Source organism: Paraburkholderia tropica (assembly GCF_914484835.1).
Classification (GTDB): Bacteria; Pseudomonadota; Gammaproteobacteria; order Burkholderiales; family Burkholderiaceae; genus Paraburkholderia; species Paraburkholderia tropica_A.
Window position 1 is genome coordinate 128,289 of the sequence record NZ_CAJZAR010000044.1, and the last position, 16,326, is coordinate 144,614.

Here is a 16,326-nt window from a genome sequence, read left to right on the forward strand (position 1 = left end):
ATGACGACGAACACCCGGCAGCAAAGCGCGAACGCCAACGCGCGTGGCCGCGCCGGCCTCGTCACGAGCCCGCACACGCTCGCCAGCGAAGCGGGCCGCGATGTGCTCGCGCGCGGCGGCAACGCGATCGAAGCCGCTATCGCGATGGCGGCGGCGCTGTGCGTGACCATGCCGCATTTCACCGGTCTGGGCGGCGACGGCTTCTGGCTGATCGCCGCGCCCGGCGAGCCCGTCGAAACGATTTCGGGCATCGGCCAGGCGGCGCGCGAATTGCCGGTCTTCGACGGTGCGATTCCTGTGCGCGGCCCCGCGTCCGCGCTCACGAGCGCCGCCACCGTCGCCGCGTGGGAGGCCGCGTATCGCACGAGCCGCGAACACTGGGGTGGCACGCTCGCGTGGGATGCGCTGCTCGCGCCCGCCATCGCGCTTGCGCAAGACGGCTTCGCGCTGACGCGCTCGCAGCACTTCTGGTCCGCGTATCGCGCCGACGAATACGGCAACGCCAAACTCTGGCGCGGCTTCGCTGAAACCTTCCTGCCGGGCGGCACCCTTCCCGCCATCGGCTCGACGTTCCGCCAGCCCGCGCTCGCGGCCACGCTGCGCACGCTCGCGGCGAACGGCCCACGTGACTTCTACGAAGGCGCACTGGCGCAGCGCATTGCGCGCGGCCTGCGCGAAGCGGGCTCGCCGCTCAGCGCCGACGACCTCGCGGCCACGCGCGTGCGCAGCGCGCCGCCGCTCACGCTGCGTTACGGCCAAGGCGTGCTCGCGACCCTGCCGCCGCCCACCCAAGGCGTGACGACGCTGCAGATCATGGGCATCCTCGCGAAGCTGGGCCTGCGCGATTGCGCGCACGGCAGCGCCGATTATTATCATCGGCTCGTTGAAGCGGTGAAGCAGGCTTTCATCGACCGCGACCGCCATCTCGCCGATCCCGATACGCACGACGTGCCCGTCGACACGCTGCTCGGCGACGCTCATCTCGCCGCCTGCGCGGCGCGCATCGCACCCGAGCGCGCGTTGGCCTGGCCGCATCGATTCCGCGAAGGCGACACCGTCTATCTCGCCGCCACCGACGCCCAGGGCCGCGCCGTGAGCGTCTTGCAGACGATCTTCCACGACTGGGGCAGCGGCGTGATGGCGGGCGACACCGGCATCCTCTGGCACAACCGTGGCGCGGCGTTTCGCGCGCCCGGCGGCGAAGCGCAGCAGGACGCGCATCCGAATGTGATCGCGCCGGGCAAGCGGCCGTTCCATACGCTCAATCCGGGCATGTATCTCGTCGATGGCCGCGCGCGCCTGCTCTACGGCACGCAGGGCGCGGACGGCCAGCCGCAGACGCTCGCCGCGCTGCTCACGCGGCTGATCGACTATGAGATGGATCCGCTTACGGCGCTGGCGCAGCCGCGCTTCCTGCTCGGGCGCACGTTCTCGGACAGCCGCGACAACCTCAAGCTGGAATCGCACGCGGGACGCGCGGTGTTCGACATACTGGCCGCGCGCGGTCACGAAATCGCCGAATTGCCACCGCTGAGTCCGCTCGCCGGACAGGCGGGCGTCATCCGTCTCGATGCCGACGGCCTGGCATCCGTGGCATGCGGCGCGCACGATCCGCGCAGCGACGGACTGGCTTTAGCCGTCTAATGGCGCAATACGGTAATTCGATTTCTAGTAGGGAAGTTGGCGGTGGAAATGTATTGCCCTGCCGACGCGCCGGGCGATGGCCGCCCGGCGCTTTACAACACGTCCGCTTTACAACATTCAATCCGCGCTTTACGCGCCTTCGACTTTCTTCGGTTCGTGCTTCTTGCTGTTGTCGTCGGTGCTGCTCGGGTATTTCGCCTGACCAAAGCGAATCAGCAACACCCCCACCGCGATCAGCACGATCGCGCCCGCCGACGCCAGCAAATGGATTTCCGTATTCGCGCCCGCGCGCAGAATCAGATCTCGCGCAATCGACACCATGGCAATATAAAGCGGGAACCGCACCGGCAATTGCCCCGCCTTCAGATATTGCCCGACCATCGCGAACACCTCGAGATACAGGAACATCAGCAGCAGATCGGTCAGCGTGACGCCATCGGAATTGATCATCCGCCAGATCAGATGCACCATGGCCGCCACGGTGCCAATGCCGATAATGAAGAGGCCGAACAGCTCGGCCAGCTCCATTGCGCGCTCGAGCCGCCCTTTGATCGCACTCTGCAAGGCGTTTTCGTACTTCACTTTTACCGATCCTCCAAAATAAACACGGTTGAAGGATAGTAGCGCGATATGTCGGGAATTTAAAAATTGCGGCGACGCTTTTTTTAAACCACGGCGATCAATGCGCGGCGGACGCCGTTTCGAACGTCCGTGCCTTAATGCGCCGTGTGCGCACGAGCAAGGACATCGCCACGCGATCGAGCGCGGTGCACATCACGAGATAGAGTGCGGCGACAAAGAGAAAAATCGGAATCGGATAAATCATCAGTCGATTATTTATCTGCGTGGCGACAAACGACAATTCGCCCACGCCGACAATATACGCAAGCGACGTGTCCTTCACGAGCGACACCCACTGATTCACGAACGACGGCGCCATGATGCGCAAAGCCTGCGGCAGCACCACGTAGCGCAGCGCCGCGAAACGCGAAAAGCCGAGCGACAAACCGGCTTGCCATTGCGCCTCGCCCACCGCCACGATGCCCGCGTGCACCGAATGCGCGAGATACGCGCCGCCGATCAGCGAAAGCGCGCACACCACGGCCGCGAGACCCGGCACGTCGATATGCAACACCACGGGCAGCAGGAAATACGTCCAGAAAATCAGCATCAGCACGGGGATCGCGCGAAAGAAGCCGATCACGAGCAGCAGCAGCGCGCGCAGCGGACCCGACGCGAGCGCCAGCGCAATGCCGAGCGCGAGGCCCAACAGCGCAGACGCCAGCGCGGACGACACCGCCAGCACGAGCGTGAGCGCCGCGCCGCCGAGCGGCCCGTCGGGAAACGCGCCCACAAGCAGATACGGCACATTGGCCGCGAATACATGCCACGGCATCATCGGCGTGCTCCGCGCGCGGCCGTCCGCGCATATTGGCGCCAATGCAGCACCGCTTCGAGCAGCGCGATCGCGCCGATATACAGCAGCGTCGCGATACCGAAGGCCGCGAAGGTCTGAAACGTTTCCGTTTCCACCTGGCGCGACGCATACGACAGTTCGGCGAGGCCGATCGCCATCGCCAGCGAGGAATTCTTCACCAGATTCATGTATTGCCCGAACAGCGGCGGCAGCGCGATACGAATCGCCTGCGGCAGCACGACATAGCGAAACGACTGCCACGGCGTCAAGCCGAGCGCGGCGGCCGCATGGCGCTGCGCGAGCGCCACGCCCGCGATGCCCGCTTCCACTTCGCCCGCGATAAACGCCGCCGTGTAGCACGTGAGCCCCAGCCACGCCGACACGAATTCGAACGACGGCCAGCGCAGCGCACCGAGCGGCGTGCTCAGCACGTGCGGCGTATTGAGCCATTGCATCCACGCATCGGGCAGCAGCGTGGCCGCGCCGAAATACCAGAACAGCAATTGCACGAGCAAGGGCGAATTGCGGAACGCCGTCACATAGCCGTTGCCCGCGCGCCGAAACACGGCAAGGCGCGACTGCCGCGCGAGCGCGATCAGCACGCCCCAGACCGTCGACGCAAACGCGGCGCACAGCGTCACGCCCACCGTTACGCCGAAGCCCTGCCAGAGCCACAGCAGATACTTCGGCGCGAGCGGTAAATCAGGCAAAGCAGGCAAATGCGGCGGCACGAGCGCCGCAAAGAGCGATTGCATCAGACCTTGTCGCCGATCTTGAAGGTACGCGCGAGCGGCGTCTTCGTCGTCGGGCCGAACCAGCGGTTATAGATTGTCAGCGCCGTGCCGTTCGCTTCGAGACCACGCAGCGTGTCGTTCACGAACGACGTGAGACGCGGCTCGCCCTTCGGAATGCCCACGCCCATATAGTCGTTCGAAATCGTGAACGGCGGGATTTCGTAATTCTGCTTATCCGGCACGTTGGCGAGCAGGCCGACGAGTTTCGGACCATCCTGCGTGATCGCCTGCACATTGCCCGCGCGCAGCGCCGCGAAAGCAAACGGCGTGTCGTCATAAGCGACGAGCGTGGCTTGCGGATATTTATCGCGCACCGTGATTTCATTCGTCGTGCCTTTGTCCACGCCAATGCGCAGGCTCGAAATCTGATCCGGCGATTTCAGCACGCCCTTCTTCGCGAGAAACTGCTGACCCGACGAGAAATACGGAATGCTGAAATCGACCTGCTTCGCGCGCTCGTCGGTAATGGTGAAATTCGCGAGCACGAGATCGACCTTGCGCGACGCGAGGAAAGGAATGCGGTTGGCGGGATTGGTCGGCTGCAATTCGAGCTTCACGCCCAGCTTGTCGGCGATCGCGCGCGCATAATCCACGTCGAGCCCGACGATATGATTCGTGGCCGGATCGACGAAACCGAACGGCGGATTACTGTCGAAGGTGGCCACGCGCAGCACGCCGGCCTTCTTGATATCGTCGAGACGATCCGCGTGTGCGAGACCGGAAGTCAGCGCCGTGAATGCGACGAGTCCAGCGGCGAGCCATTGCTTCTTCATTGTTTTTTTCCCGTGTGGTGTGGTGCGAATCCTGAATGAAAGGCGAGTATAAAAAGCGCGCGCGCCGCGTTCCAATAACGGATTCGCGAATCGTTATATGCTCGTGGCATTTGCAGAATTGACGCAGGATTGACACGATGACGCACTGGATCGCCGCCCTGCCGATGTACAACGTCACGCCGCAGCACGGCACGCTATGGCGTGCGCTGCTGCGCGATACGCTCGGCGAATTCGCGCGCCGTGCCGGCGTGCGCGAGCGTATGACGCTGCTCGACGAAGCGCTCGGCGATCTGTTCGCGCTCTGGCGCAGCCCCGACCTGCTGATGTCGCAAACCTGCGGCTTTCCGTATCGCCTGCTCGGGCTCGACAAGCAGGTGCATCTGCTCGCGACGCCGAGGTTCAATGCGCCCGGTTGCGAGGGCGCGTTCTATCGCAGCGTGCTCGTCGTGTCCGCGCAAGCCTATGCGAATGGCGCGACGACGCTCGCCGCGTGCGGCGGCTTGCGCGCGGCCTGCAATAGCGCCGACTCGCACAGCGGCATGAACGCCTTACGTCATTCAGTGGCGACCACCGTGGCGCAATCCGCGCGCGGCGCGCGCTTCTTTGCCTCGGTCTCATTCGTCGGCTCGCATCTGAATGCGTTGCGCGCGCTCGCGGCGAACGAAGCGGATGTGGCCGCCATCGACTGCGTGACGCTCGCCTATGTGCGCGACGCGCTGCCCGACATGCTCGAATCCGTGCGCGAAATCGGCATGACGGCGGCGGCGCCGGGTTTGCCGCTCATCGCCTCGCGCACCGTGCCCGACGCGCACGCCGCCATGCTGCGCGACGCGCTCGATCATGCCTGCACGCTCGATCCGCTGCGCGCGAAAACACTGCGTTTACAGGGCTTTTCGCGTCTCGCACCCGCCGATTACGCGATCATCGAGCAGTTCGCCGGCGAAGCACGCGCCGCCGGTTACGCGGAACTCGCATAATCCCTCCCTTTAGCATTTTCCCCACAAAGCAAAGCACGGATCGATATAAGCCCATTGCAAGCTGCCGATAGAATGGAACGCTGGCCTTCCGGCGCTCGCCTTGCCTACGCGAAGCATTCTCGACAGATTCGCGAACAATTCGCACACGGCGCAGCGCCCCATCACAATCATTCGGGGATTCGCATGGCATCACTCACACGCGCCGCGCGCTGGATCGGCGCGGGCATCGTCGCCAGTTCGGCATTCGCCGCCACGCTCGCTTACGCGGACACGTCGCTGCTCAACGTCTCGTACGACGTCACGCGCGAACTCTATAAAGACATCAACGCGAGCTTTATCGCCGACTACAAGCAGAAGACCGGCGAGACCATCACGATCAAGCAGTCGCACGGCGCGTCGAGCGCGCAGGCGCTTTCCGTGCTGCAAGGCTTGCAGGCCGACGTCGTGACGATGAACCAGCCCAACGATATCGACCTGCTCGCCGAACGCGGCCAGATCGTGCCGAAGGACTGGCGCACGCGTCTGCCCGACGCCAGCGCGCCCTACACCACCACGATGGTGTTTCTCGTGCGCAAGGGCAATCCGAAGCACATCAAGGACTGGGACGATCTCGTGAAGCCCGGCGTCCAGGTCGTGATCGCGAATCCGAAGACCTCGGGCAATGGCCGCTATGCGTATCTGGCCGCGTGGGGCTATCGCAAGCTGCAAGGCGCGAGCGACGCGCAGGCGCTCGACTTCGAACGCGCGCTGCTCAAGAACGTGCCGGTGCTCGATGCGGGCGGTCGCGGCGCGACCACCACGTTCACGCAACGCGGCATTGGCGACGTGCTCGTGACGTTCGAAAACGAAGTGGCGCTGATCGATACGGGCGTGGGCGCGAAGGATTTCGAGGCGGTCTATCCGTCGGTGAGCCTGCTGGCCGAACCGCCCGTGACGGTGGTCGACAAGGTCGTGGACAAGCGCGGCACGCGCAAGGAAGCGACGGCGTATCTGGAGTATCTGTACTCGCCCGCCGCACAGGAAATTATCGCGCAGCATCATCTGCGTCCGCGCGACAAGGCCGTGCTCGCCAAGCACGCCGACGAGTTCAAGCCGATCAAGACCTTCACGGTCGAGCAGGTGTTCGGTAGCTGGCAGAAGGCGCAGGCCACGCATTTCGCCGATGGCGGCACCTTCGACCAGCTGTTCGCGGATCGTAAATAAGCCTGTTTTTCAGGCCTCGATCGTAAAGACCGTGCGCGGGCCGCTCGATGGCTCGCGCCAATGTTGCGCAATCTGCGCGAGCGGCACGGCCTGCGTCTCGACCGCCAGCCCCGCCGCTTGCGCCGCGCCGAACACGGCGCGCATGCTTTCGAGCAAACGCGGCATCGCCACACTGCCGATGCCGCTTCCCAGCAGCGTGATCGGCGCCGCGCGCAACGCCGCGCCAGGCAGCGCAATTTCGCCGCCGCTCGCCGAACCGATCTGCACGAAGCGCAGCGCGCGGTCATCCGGCAACGCGCGCGCGGCGGTCGTCAGCAGCGCCTGCGCGCTCGCGCCCCAGAGATAATCGAGCACCACGTCCACGCCCGCTTCGAGATGCGGCGCGAACTTCGCGGCGAGTGCATCCGCTTCGGCATTCAATTCGATCGCGACATCGGCGCCCGCTTCGCGCAGCGCGTCGAGCACGGCGCGATTGCGGCCCGTCACGATGATCTTGCCCGCGCCCAGATGCTTCGCGATACGCACCGCGAGCCGCCCGGACACGCCGGTCGCGCCGTTCACGAGCACGGTCTCGCCCGCGACGAAACCCGCGCGCTCGACCAGCGCGGCCCACGACGACATGCCGGGAATCGCGAGCGCGGCGGCGCTCACGTCGTCGAGCGTGTCGGGGATCGGCGTGCACAGCGATTCCGCTACGAGACACTGTTGCGCCAACGCGCCGTAGGGCGCGCGCGGCAGGCAGAAGTACACGCGCTGTCCGTCTTCGAGACGGCCCGCGCCGTCGAGTCCCGCCACGAACGGAAAGCGATGCGTGGACGAATAATGCTTGCCGGAAGCCTTCGCATAGGCAACGCGGCTCAACGCGCTGGCGCGCACGTCGACGAGACGATGGCCCGCCAGCGCGGCGGGCGCGTCGAAATCGGCATAAACAGGCGTCTCGCCCATGCCGTGAATGATGGCAGCTTTCATCAGGATTCCTTTCAAATGACCGGAGAAGAACGCTCGGCGCGAGACACGTCGCACGCGTCATCGGCCATGCAGGCAGTCTAGACGTGCAAAACCGGCGCGTCTCCGGTATAACAGCCATTCGATACGGAATTCCGGCCACCCAGAGGAACCACAGCGTGCGTCAACCCGCCGACCCGCCATCCAGCCAGCAGCCCATCGTCCGGCCCGACCGCGTGCTGGCGACGCACGGCCCGTTTCTCGCCGCGGGCGAACTCACGCAGCGCACGGCGCGCACGCGCGCGGCACATCACCACGCGCGCGGCCAGTTGATGGGCGCGCTGAGCGGGCTCGTTTCCGTGGGAATAGATGGGGCGCAATGGGTCGTGCCGGCCGTGCATGCGATCTGGATTCCGCCGCATCATCTGCATTCGGTGCGTTCGCACGGGCCGTTTTCGGGCTGGAGCGTGTTCGTGGCGCAAGCGCGGTGCGCCGCGCTGCCCGACGCACCGCGCGCGATCCGCGTCACGCCCTTGCTGCGCGAAGCCGTGCGCCGCGCCGCGACCTGGGACGACGCGCCGTTCGACACCGCGCGCACGCGGATCGCCGAGATGATTCTCGATGAAATCGCCGCCGCGCCCGCCGAACCGCTCGGCCTGCCGCGCCCCGTGGATGCGCGGCTCGCGCGCATTGCCGACGCGCTCGCCGCCGAACCCGGCAACGAACGCAGCCTCGAAGAATGGGCCGCCTGGGGCGCGCTCGCGCCGCGCACGCTGAGCCGCCGCTTCCTGGCGGAAACCGGCTGGACCTTCGCGCAATGGCGTCGCCAGGCGCGTCTGCTGCGCGCGCTCGAATGCATTGCGGAAGGCCGCAGCGTGACGGCCACCGCGCTCGAACTCGGTTACGGCAACGTGAGCGCCTTCATCGAGATGTTCCAGCGCGCCACGGGCGTGACGCCGGGGCGCTATCTGGAAACGCGCGAAGGCACGTAAGGCTAGGGTCTGCTCACGACAGCGCCCTTAAAACGGCGCATCGCCTTCAATCGTCGTGCGATACAGCTTGCGGCGCAGATGATCGGGCGTGCCCGCCGCGAGATGCATGAGCGAGCGGTTGTCCCAGAACACGAGATCGTGTTCGCGCCACACATGGCGATACACATGCTCCGCACGCACGCTGTGCGCGAACAGTTCGTCGAGCAGCGCGCGGCTTTCGTCGTCGGGCAGATCGACGATACGCGTGGTGAAATGCTCGCTCACGAACAGCGCCTTGCGCCCCGTTTCCGGGTGCGTGCGCACGACCGGATGCACGACCGGTTTCACCTGCGCGATCTGTTCCGCCGAAAGATTCGGCCGCCACGGGCTGCGCGCCTGCAACTCCGCATAACGCGCGAGATAGGTATGTTCGGCGCGCAAGCCTTCGACGGCCTTGCGCAACTGCGCGGGCAAACTGTCCCACGCGAGATGCATGTTCGCGAACAGCGTGTCGCCGCCTTCGGACGGCAATTCCTGCGCGTGCAGCAGCGAGCCGAGGCTCGGCTTCTCCTTGTACGAGAGATCGGAATGCCAGAAATGGCCGGCGTCGCCGAGTCCGATCGGCTTGCCATTCTCGACGACATTCGACACGATCAGCACATCGGGATGCCCCGGCAGCGCGAACTGATGCAGCACGTGCTGCTGCAACGGCCCGAAGCGGCGGCTGAAGTTCACATGCTGCTCGGGCGTGATGCGCTGATCGCGAAACACCAGCACATGATGATCGAGATGCGCGCGATGAATGCGCGCGAAATCGTCGTCGGCGAGCGGCGCGGCCAGATCGAGGCCGACCACTTCCGCGCCGAGCGGTGCATCGAAGGCGCGAATCTCGAAGCGTTGCGGCGCGGCGTGCGCCGTGCGCACGATGGGCGGTTGGGCGGAAAGCGAAGCGGCGGTCGTAGTCACGCGAAATGCCTTTCTGGAATCGAGAAGAACAATCTACGTCCGTACGCGCCGCGCGACAACCAAGCAATTTCCATACGCATATCCGTTCGAGTCATTAAGGCGTCGCTCGTGCAGATACATGAAGACGCGTGCGGACTTAAAACACGCGGCCTTCGGTCAGATGCGTGGTGACGTCGTTGAGCACGTAGTCACCGACCACGCGCGCTTTGTGCAGCAGCGGATTGTGGCTGAAGATCGTGCGCAGATTGCGCCAGTGGCGGTCGAGATTATGCGCGCGCGAGGTCGCCGACGCGCCGCCCGCTTCGAACATCCGCTCGCCCGCTTCGAGCGCGAGCTTGCTCACCACGAGCTGCGTGCGCGCGGTCGCGAGCGCGCCTTCGAGCACGAGCGATTCGGCGTCGGCATCGCCACGAAGCAGCGCCTGCGACGAGCGCTCCAGCACGCGCGCGTTCTCGCGCACGAGCGCGTCGATCGCATGACTATGCGCCGACAAGGTGCCGACGATCTGCTGAATGAACGCGTCCTCGCGCGCGCTGGGCGCGGGGCTGTGCAGCGCCGGGCGGCCATGATCGAGCACGTAGCGGCGCGCATCGCTCACGATATTGCGCACGATGCCCGCCGCCACCGCCACCAGATGCAGCTGGCGCAGCGCGCCCGTATGACGCCCGACCAGCGTGGTGAGATCGCGCCCGGTCACTTCGTCGGCATAGACGAGCAGGTCGTCGAATACGAGGCTGCCGCTCGCGGTCATACGCTGGCCCATGCCGTCCCAGTCGTCGAGCACGCTGAAGCCCTCGCGCTTCACGGGCACGATGGCGATCACGCCGCGCCCCTCGTCGTCCTGCACGTTCAGGCGCGCGTAGTCGGCGAAGGCCGTGCCCGTCGAATAATATTTGCGGCCGTCGAGCCGGTAATGCTCGCCTTCGCGGCGCAGCGCGGTCTGGATTTCGCCGGGCCGCGACGTCGTGGCTTCTGTCGATGCGCCGCCGAAAATCGCGCCGTCGATCACGCGGCGAATCTGCACGTCGTTGAACGGCGTGCGCCGCGACAGCAGCAGCACTTCCGTCTGGTCGTAATGCAAACGCAAAGCGTGCGCGAGATGGCTGTCCGCCGCCGCGAGCGTGGCGATCACGTCGAATTCGTCGATCAGCGTGCCGCCAAGGCCGCCCCATTCGACGGGCAGGCGCAGCCGTCCGAGCGCCGAACGCCGGAACTGCTCGAAACCCGCGAACGGCAATTCGCGGCGCGCCTCGCGTGCGGCGGCGTCGGCGCCGATGGCGGTGGCGAGTTCAGGCAACGCGGCCAGCGCTTCATCGAGCGTGGGCGCGCCATGAGGTTCGGAAAACTCCGGCGAAAGCGATTGAAGTGCGGACATCGGCCATCCTTGTGATACGCGGTATCGGACGAATCAGTATAAGAAGCGCGGCGCGCGCGCCTAACCACGTAATTCGACTTTTGTTATGCGCATCGCTGCTTTGTGCGTCGATTTGCGTGCTGCGGCGACAGCGGCAAAAGCAGAAAAGCAAATCAGCACGCGCGCCGCACCGTTCGCACGAATCGTTCTTTGACCGTGCGCGCCGCCGCTGCCGATAATCGTTCGCCCCAGCATCATCAAGGATGGCTAAGCATATGAACGCCCCCACTCCGCCCGCCGCGCTCGATTCCACCGACGACGACGCCAGCCGCGCCGCCCACGCCACGCTGATCGAGCGCGCGGCGCTGCTAGGCCGCGTGTTCGCCAATCTCGCCGACGACTACGACCGCAGCGGCGCGGCGCCCCTGGAGCAATTCCAGGCGCTGCGCGAAGCGGGCCTGCTGCGCGCGAACATCGCGCGCGCCGACGGCGGATACGGCGCGGGCCTCGCGGTCACGCGCGCCATCGTCGGCGAAATTGCTTACGGCGATCCTTCGGTCGCGCTGATACTCGCGATGCATTACAGCCATCACGCGATGATCGTGCACGACGCGCGCACGGCCGCACGAGGCGGCGCGCGCGACTGGCCGACCGCGCTCGCGCAGCGGCTCACGCGCGCCTCGCTCGAAGGCCGCGCGCTCATCAACGCGGCGCAGGTCGAGCCCGCGCTCGGTTCGCCCTCGCACGGCGGCCTGCCCGATACGGTCGCGCGGCGCGACGGCGCGCACTGGCGCATCACGGGCCACAAGCGCTATGTGACGGGCGCGCCGCTGCTCGGCTGGATCAGCGTGCTCGCGCGCACCGACGAGACCGAGCCGCGCCTCGGCCATTTTCTGGTGCCGCGCGACGCGCCCGGCGTGCGGATCGACGAAAACTGGGACCCGGTCGGCATGCGCGCGACCGTGAGCCACGACGTGCTGTTCAAGGACGTGGCGATCCCGCTCGACGACGCCGTGGGCCTGAAACCCGCGAGCCTCGGCGTGCAGCGCGATCCGCATGCGACGGCGTGGTATTTCAGCCTCGTCGCCACGATTTACGACGCGGCGGCGCGCGCCGCGCGTGACTGGCTGCTCGGCTTCATCAACACGCGCACGCCCGGCGCGCTCGGCGGCGCGCCGCTCGCGAGCCTCGCGACGGTACAGGAAAGCGTGGGCCGCATCGAAATGCGGCTCGCCACCAGCGACTGGCTGCTGCGCTCGCACGCCGACGCCATCGACGCGGACAACGCGCCCGCCACGCTCTCGGCGCTCGTGAAGCACAACGTGGTCGACAACGCGATCGAGTCCGTGCAGACCGCGCTCGAACTCGCGGGCAATCACGGCATCACGCGGCGCAATCCGCTGGAGCGCCATCATCGCAACGTGCTGTGCGCGCGCATTCACGCGCCGTCGAACAGCCTGCTGCGCACGAATGCGGGACGCGCGGCGCTCAATGCGGCGGTGAAATAGGCGGCCCGGAAAGCGGCGCGCGGCTCAAGCGCCCGCGCCGTCCATCTGCGCGCAGAGAAATTCGACGACGCGCTGCGCGCGGCGCGGCAGCGGCCATTCGGCGCGATGAATCAGCCAGAGCGTATCGACCACGGCCACATCGCATTCCACGACTTCGATCGCGTCCTGCCGCGCGAACGCGCGCCGCGCATAGCGCGGCAGCACCGTGAAGCCGAAGCCGCGCGCAACCGGTTCGAGGATCAGGCCGATCTGGTTGCTGAAGCCGCGCCGCGGCAGACTTCGCGCGCCCGCATTGCCGGGAAAGCGGCGGCTCAGCAGGCGATTGGCCATCGCGAGGCCGTCGGGGTGATCGACGAAACCGATGCGCTCCAGGTCCTCCCACGTCTGAACCGTCTCTCCGGCGGGAATCACCATTTCGAGTGGTTCCTCGGCGAAGCGCGTGGCTTTCAGGCGCTCGTCGTCGGGCTTGAGCGTGAGCAGGCCCAATTCGTACTGATTGGCGAGCACGGCCGCCAGCACCTCGGAATCGGGCGCGAAACGGTGACGGATCGACAGCCCCGGATGCGCCGCCTGCAAGTCGAGCAGCAGCGGATACAGCGCCAGGCCAATGCTGCCCGGACTGATCAGTGCGATCTCGCCCGCGTCGGCGTCGGTGGCCGCGAGGCGCTCGCGCAGCTTGCGGTCGGACACTTCGAGTTCCGCGCAATAGTCGAGCAGCGCGCGCCCGGCGGGCGTGACCTCGATGCCGCGCGGACGGCGGAACACCAGCAGCCCGAGCCGGTCTTCGAGGTGCCGCAAATGCTGGCTCACGGCGGCCTGCGTGATGCCCAGCCGCTCGGCGGCGCGCGTGAAGTTGCCGACCTCGGCCAGCATCTCGAAGGTGCGCAGCCATTGCGGATTCAGCATAAGGAAGATTTATCGAAACGATAAGAATAGCGTCGTTGTGATTATAGCCACGCTGCCTAAGATTCGAAGGGTGCCCGCCAGCCGGGCGTTTTTCGAGGAATCAGCATGAGCATCGTTTATCCGCGCAGTTTTTCCCACATCGGTCTTTCGGTGACCGATCTCGACGCCGCCGTGAAGTTCTACACCGAGGTCATGGGCTGGTATTTGATCATGCCGCCCACCACCATCGAAGAGGATGAGAGCGCCATCGGCGTGATGTGCACGGATGTGTTCGGCGCGGGCTGGGGTTCGTTCCGCATCGCGCATCTCTCGACCGGCGACCGCATCGGCGTGGAAATCTTCGAATTCCGCAACGCGCAGAAGCCCGAGAACAATTTCGAATACTGGAAGACCGGCGTGTTCCACTTCTGCGTGCAGGACCCGGACGTGGAAGGCCTGGCCGCGAAGATCGTCGCGGCGGGCGGCAAGCAACGCATGCCGGTGCGCGAGTATTTCCCGGGCGAGAAGCCGTATCGCATGGTCTATATGGAAGACCCGTTCGGCAACATCCTCGAAATCTACAGCCATAGCTATGAGCTGACGTATTCGGCGGGCGCGTATCAAGGCAATACGCAAGGCAATACGCAAGGCAACAAGGCATGAGCCACGTGAAAACGTCCATGCCCGCGACCTGGCCCGCCTGGACGTGGCGCGGATCGCCGGACGCGCTCGGCCTCGCGCTGGGCAGCGTGCCGCGTGAACCGCTCGCGCCGGGCGACGTGCTCGTGCGCAATGCGGTGATCGGGCTGAATCCGGTCGACTGGAAAGTGCTCGGCGGCGATCTCGTGAACTGGCAGCGCGGCAAGGTGCCGGGCGTCGATGGCGCGGGCACGGTGGTCGCGCTCGGCGAAGGCGTCGCGCCCGAATGGCTCGGGCGTCGCGTGGCGTATCACCAGAGCCTGCATGCGCCGGGCAGCTTCGCGCACTACACGCCGCTCGCGGCGCGCGCGCTGCTGCGCGTGCCCGATGCGCTCGACTTCGCCACGGCCGCGAGCTTTCCGTGTCCGGCGCTCACCGCGTGGCTGGCGATCGAAAAGCTGCCGCTGCGCGTGGGCGCACGCGTGCTGATCGCGGGTGCGGGCGGCGCGGTCGGCCAGTATCTCGTGCAGTTGGCCGCGAAGCGCGGCTTCGAGGTGACGGCGATGTGCCATCCGCGTCACGCTGAACGACTGGCGGGAATGGGCGCGCATGCCTGCGTGCCGGGACCGCTCGACGATTCGAGCACGTGGGCCGGTGACAACGCAGGTCGCTTCTACGCCGCGATCGACAGCATCGACGCGCCGCACGCCGCGCGCCTCTCACCCGTGCTCGAAGCGAACGGCCATCTCGTCTGCATTCAGGGGCGGCTCGACACCGCGCCGTGCCCGCCGTTCGGGCGCACGCTCTCCGTGCACGAAGTCGCGCTCGGCGCGCTGCACGTCTACGGCGACGACACCGCCTGGCAACGTCTCACGCAAGCGGGCGAGTCGATGCTCGCGGCCATCGCGGGCGGCACGCTGCAAGCCGAAACGCAGCACATCGCGCCATTCGACGCGCTCGCGGAGCATCTCGACGCGCTGCGCCATCGCGCGTTTTCCGGCAAGGCGCTCGTTGCGGTCGAATGAGTCGATCAACGCAAACGCGTGCTGATCCGCGCGACGCCGCTCAATCGCCGCAATCGCGCGCCTGCGGATCTGGCTGATAGCGTTCGAGCCAGTACGCGTATTGCGCGGGCAGCACCCACGAAGGCCGCTCGACCTTCAGGTGCTGCGCCGCGCGGTACGGATAGTGCGGATCGGCGAGATGCGCACGGCCGATCATCGCGAGATCCATCTGTTCCTCGGCGATCACGCGTTCCGCCACGCGCGGAATATCCACGCCCCACGACGACGCCACCGGCACGCCCGCCTCCCTGCGCACGCGCGCGGAGATCGGCGCGAGAAACGCCGGACCCCACGGAATCTTCGCGCCCGGAATCGAAAAACCCACGCTCACGTTGAGCAGATCGAGCCCTTCGTTGCGCAGCGCGCGCGTGAGTTCGATCGATTCGGCGAGCGTTTCCTCGTCGCGTCCGTCGTATTCGATCACGCCGAAGCGCGCGGTCAGCGGCAGGTTCCCGGGCCAGACTTCGCGCACGGCCGCGAGCGTTTCGACGAGAAAGCGGCCGCGTCCTTCGAGATTGCCGCCATACGCATCGGTGCGCGTGTTCGAGTGAATCGAAAAGAAACTCTGCGCGAGATAACCGTGCGCGAAATGCAGTTCGAGCCATTCGAAACCGGCGGCCCGCGCGCGGCGCGCAGCATCGACGAACGCCTGCTTCACGCGCGCGATATCGTCGAGCGTCATGGCGCGCGGCACGCGCGGCAGATTCGCGCCGAACGCAATCGCCGAGGGCGCGATGGGCTGCCACGCGCGCGGGTCGTCGGCGGGAATGTGATCGTCGCCTTCCCACGGACGATTCGCGCTCGCCTTGCGGCCCGCGTGCGCGATCTGGATGCCGGGCACCGCGCCCGCCGCCTTGATCGATGCGGCGATGCGCGCCATGCCTTCGGCTTGCGCGTCGTTCCACAGGCCGGTGCAGGCCGGCGTGATGCGCCCTTCGGGCGACACCGCCGTGGCCTCGACGATCACGAGTCCCGCGCCGCCGCGCGCGAGCGCCGGATAGTGCGCCCAGTGCCAGTCGTTGGTGACGCCGTCGACCGCGCTGTACTGGCACATCGGCGGCACCGCAATGCGGTTGCGAAGGGTCACGTCCTTCAGTTTGAACGGGCTGAACAGTGCAGACATACCGCGCCTCCAGAAAGGAAAACCGCGCCGCGCCATGGGTGTGCGCGGCGCGGCATCGCGTTC

At 66.4% G+C, this 16,326-nt stretch carries 16 protein-coding genes; 7 read left to right on the plus strand and 9 right to left on the minus strand.

Annotated features, from left to right (window positions below):
* Positions 1-1,644: a gamma-glutamyltransferase family protein gene (locus tag LDO54_RS14035; RefSeq protein ID WP_224011234.1), complete on the plus strand. Its 1,644-nt coding sequence runs from the start codon at positions 1-3 to the stop codon at positions 1,642-1,644.
* Positions 1,645-1,773: 129 nt separating this feature from the next.
* On the opposite strand, the gene LDO54_RS14040 is transcribed toward LDO54_RS14035, so the two are convergent.
* From LDO54_RS14040 to LDO54_RS14055, 4 genes are all read right to left on the minus strand, one after another.
* Complete coding sequence (locus tag LDO54_RS14040; protein ID WP_224011236.1) at positions 1,774-2,226, minus strand: phosphate-starvation-inducible protein PsiE; 453 nt, start codon at positions 2,224-2,226, stop codon at positions 1,774-1,776.
* Between the two features lie 97 nt (positions 2,227-2,323).
* Positions 2,324-3,040: an amino acid ABC transporter permease gene (locus tag LDO54_RS14045; protein WP_436975583.1), complete on the minus strand. Its 717-nt coding sequence runs from the start codon at positions 3,038-3,040 to the stop codon at positions 2,324-2,326.
* Entirely contained in the window at positions 3,040-3,816 is a 777-nt protein-coding gene (locus LDO54_RS14050; protein ID WP_224011240.1) for an amino acid ABC transporter permease, read from the minus strand. The genes LDO54_RS14045 and LDO54_RS14050 overlap by 1 nt, the downstream gene beginning before the upstream one ends.
* Positions 3,816-4,628, minus strand: coding sequence for an ABC transporter substrate-binding protein (locus tag LDO54_RS14055; RefSeq protein WP_224011242.1), 813 nt, complete (start codon positions 4,626-4,628; stop codon positions 3,816-3,818). Before LDO54_RS14055 ends, LDO54_RS14050 begins: the two co-directional genes overlap by 1 nt.
* 137 nt (positions 4,629-4,765) lie before the next feature.
* On the opposite strand from LDO54_RS14055, the gene LDO54_RS14060 reads away from it, so the two are divergent.
* Together LDO54_RS14060 and LDO54_RS14065 are read left to right on the plus strand one after the other, a co-directional pair.
* The gene (locus LDO54_RS14060; protein WP_224011243.1) at positions 4,766-5,605 is read left to right on the plus strand and encodes a phosphate/phosphite/phosphonate ABC transporter substrate-binding protein; all 840 of its coding nucleotides are present in this window, start codon (positions 4,766-4,768) and stop codon (positions 5,603-5,605) included.
* Between the two features lie 183 nt (positions 5,606-5,788).
* Complete coding sequence (locus tag LDO54_RS14065; RefSeq protein ID WP_224011245.1) at positions 5,789-6,808, plus strand: sulfate ABC transporter substrate-binding protein; 1,020 nt, start codon at positions 5,789-5,791, stop codon at positions 6,806-6,808.
* A gap of 9 nt (positions 6,809-6,817) precedes the next feature.
* On the opposite strand, the gene LDO54_RS14070 is transcribed toward LDO54_RS14065, so the two are convergent.
* Positions 6,818-7,777 (minus strand): quinone oxidoreductase family protein, encoded by a 960-nt coding sequence (locus LDO54_RS14070; protein ID WP_224011247.1) that lies wholly within the window; start codon positions 7,775-7,777, stop codon positions 6,818-6,820.
* 155 nt (positions 7,778-7,932) lie between these two features.
* Here LDO54_RS14070 and LDO54_RS14075 point away from each other — a divergent pair, with 155 nt between their 5' ends.
* Positions 7,933-8,745: an AraC family transcriptional regulator gene (locus LDO54_RS14075; protein WP_224011249.1), complete on the plus strand. Its 813-nt coding sequence runs from the start codon at positions 7,933-7,935 to the stop codon at positions 8,743-8,745.
* Between the two features lie 27 nt (positions 8,746-8,772).
* Here LDO54_RS14075 and LDO54_RS14080 read toward each other — a convergent pair whose 3' ends face one another.
* Entirely contained in the window at positions 8,773-9,690 is a 918-nt protein-coding gene (locus tag LDO54_RS14080) for a TauD/TfdA dioxygenase family protein (RefSeq protein WP_415774492.1), read from the minus strand.
* Between the two features lie 136 nt (positions 9,691-9,826).
* On the minus strand, positions 9,827-11,065 hold the full coding sequence (locus LDO54_RS14085) for an acyl-CoA dehydrogenase family protein (protein WP_224011251.1): 1,239 nt from the start codon (positions 11,063-11,065) through the stop codon (positions 9,827-9,829).
* A gap of 254 nt (positions 11,066-11,319) precedes the next feature.
* Here LDO54_RS14085 and LDO54_RS14090 point away from each other — a divergent pair, with 254 nt between their 5' ends.
* On the plus strand, positions 11,320-12,552 hold the full coding sequence (locus tag LDO54_RS14090; protein ID WP_224011253.1) for an acyl-CoA dehydrogenase family protein: 1,233 nt from the start codon (positions 11,320-11,322) through the stop codon (positions 12,550-12,552).
* A 24-nt stretch (positions 12,553-12,576) separates the two neighbouring features.
* Here the strand turns inward: LDO54_RS14090 and LDO54_RS14095 are convergent, their stop codons facing one another.
* Positions 12,577-13,458 (minus strand): LysR family transcriptional regulator, encoded by an 882-nt coding sequence (locus LDO54_RS14095; RefSeq protein WP_224011255.1) that lies wholly within the window; start codon positions 13,456-13,458, stop codon positions 12,577-12,579.
* Positions 13,459-13,563: 105 nt separating this feature from the next.
* On the opposite strand from LDO54_RS14095, the gene LDO54_RS14100 reads away from it, so the two are divergent.
* Both LDO54_RS14100 and LDO54_RS14105 read left to right on the plus strand, forming a co-directional pair.
* Positions 13,564-14,100: a lactoylglutathione lyase family protein gene (locus LDO54_RS14100; RefSeq protein WP_224011257.1), complete on the plus strand. Its 537-nt coding sequence runs from the start codon at positions 13,564-13,566 to the stop codon at positions 14,098-14,100.
* Entirely contained in the window at positions 14,097-15,101 is a 1,005-nt protein-coding gene (locus tag LDO54_RS14105; RefSeq protein ID WP_224011259.1) for a zinc-binding dehydrogenase, read from the plus strand. The genes LDO54_RS14100 and LDO54_RS14105 overlap by 4 nt, the downstream gene beginning before the upstream one ends.
* A gap of 40 nt (positions 15,102-15,141) precedes the next feature.
* Here LDO54_RS14105 and LDO54_RS14110 read toward each other — a convergent pair whose 3' ends face one another.
* Positions 15,142-16,263 carry an NADH:flavin oxidoreductase/NADH oxidase gene (locus LDO54_RS14110; RefSeq protein ID WP_224011260.1) on the minus strand — a complete coding sequence of 374 codons (1,122 nt, stop codon included), beginning with the start codon at positions 16,261-16,263 and terminating at the stop codon, positions 15,142-15,144.
* Positions 16,264-16,326: the final 63 nt, after the last annotated feature.

Bases quoted from the DNA above. Each gene is read 5' to 3' on its own strand.
- LDO54_RS14035 (WP_224011234.1), top strand. From the start codon at position 1: ATGACGACGAACACCCGGCAGCAAAGCGCGAACGCCAACGCGCGTGGC.
- LDO54_RS14045 (WP_436975583.1), bottom strand. From the start codon at position 3,040: ATGCCGTGGCATGTATTCGCGGCCAATGTGCCGTATCTGCTTGTGGGC.
- LDO54_RS14050 (WP_224011240.1), bottom strand. From the start codon at position 3,816: ATGCAATCGCTCTTTGCGGCGCTCGTGCCGCCGCATTTGCCTGCTTTG.
- LDO54_RS14055 (WP_224011242.1), bottom strand. From the start codon at position 4,628: ATGAAGAAGCAATGGCTCGCCGCTGGACTCGTCGCATTCACGGCGCTG.
- LDO54_RS14060 (WP_224011243.1), top strand. From the start codon at position 4,766: ATGACGCACTGGATCGCCGCCCTGCCGATGTACAACGTCACGCCGCAG.
- LDO54_RS14065 (WP_224011245.1), top strand. From the start codon at position 5,789: ATGGCATCACTCACACGCGCCGCGCGCTGGATCGGCGCGGGCATCGTC.
- LDO54_RS14070 (WP_224011247.1), bottom strand. From the start codon at position 7,777: ATGAAAGCTGCCATCATTCACGGCATGGGCGAGACGCCTGTTTATGCC.
- LDO54_RS14085 (WP_224011251.1), bottom strand. From the start codon at position 11,065: ATGTCCGCACTTCAATCGCTTTCGCCGGAGTTTTCCGAACCTCATGGC.
- LDO54_RS14090 (WP_224011253.1), top strand. From the start codon at position 11,320: ATGAACGCCCCCACTCCGCCCGCCGCGCTCGATTCCACCGACGACGAC.
- LDO54_RS14095 (WP_224011255.1), bottom strand. From the start codon at position 13,458: ATGCTGAATCCGCAATGGCTGCGCACCTTCGAGATGCTGGCCGAGGTC.
- LDO54_RS14100 (WP_224011257.1), top strand. From the start codon at position 13,564: ATGAGCATCGTTTATCCGCGCAGTTTTTCCCACATCGGTCTTTCGGTG.
- LDO54_RS14105 (WP_224011259.1), top strand. From the start codon at position 14,097: ATGAGCCACGTGAAAACGTCCATGCCCGCGACCTGGCCCGCCTGGACG.
- LDO54_RS14110 (WP_224011260.1), bottom strand. From the start codon at position 16,263: ATGTCTGCACTGTTCAGCCCGTTCAAACTGAAGGACGTGACCCTTCGC.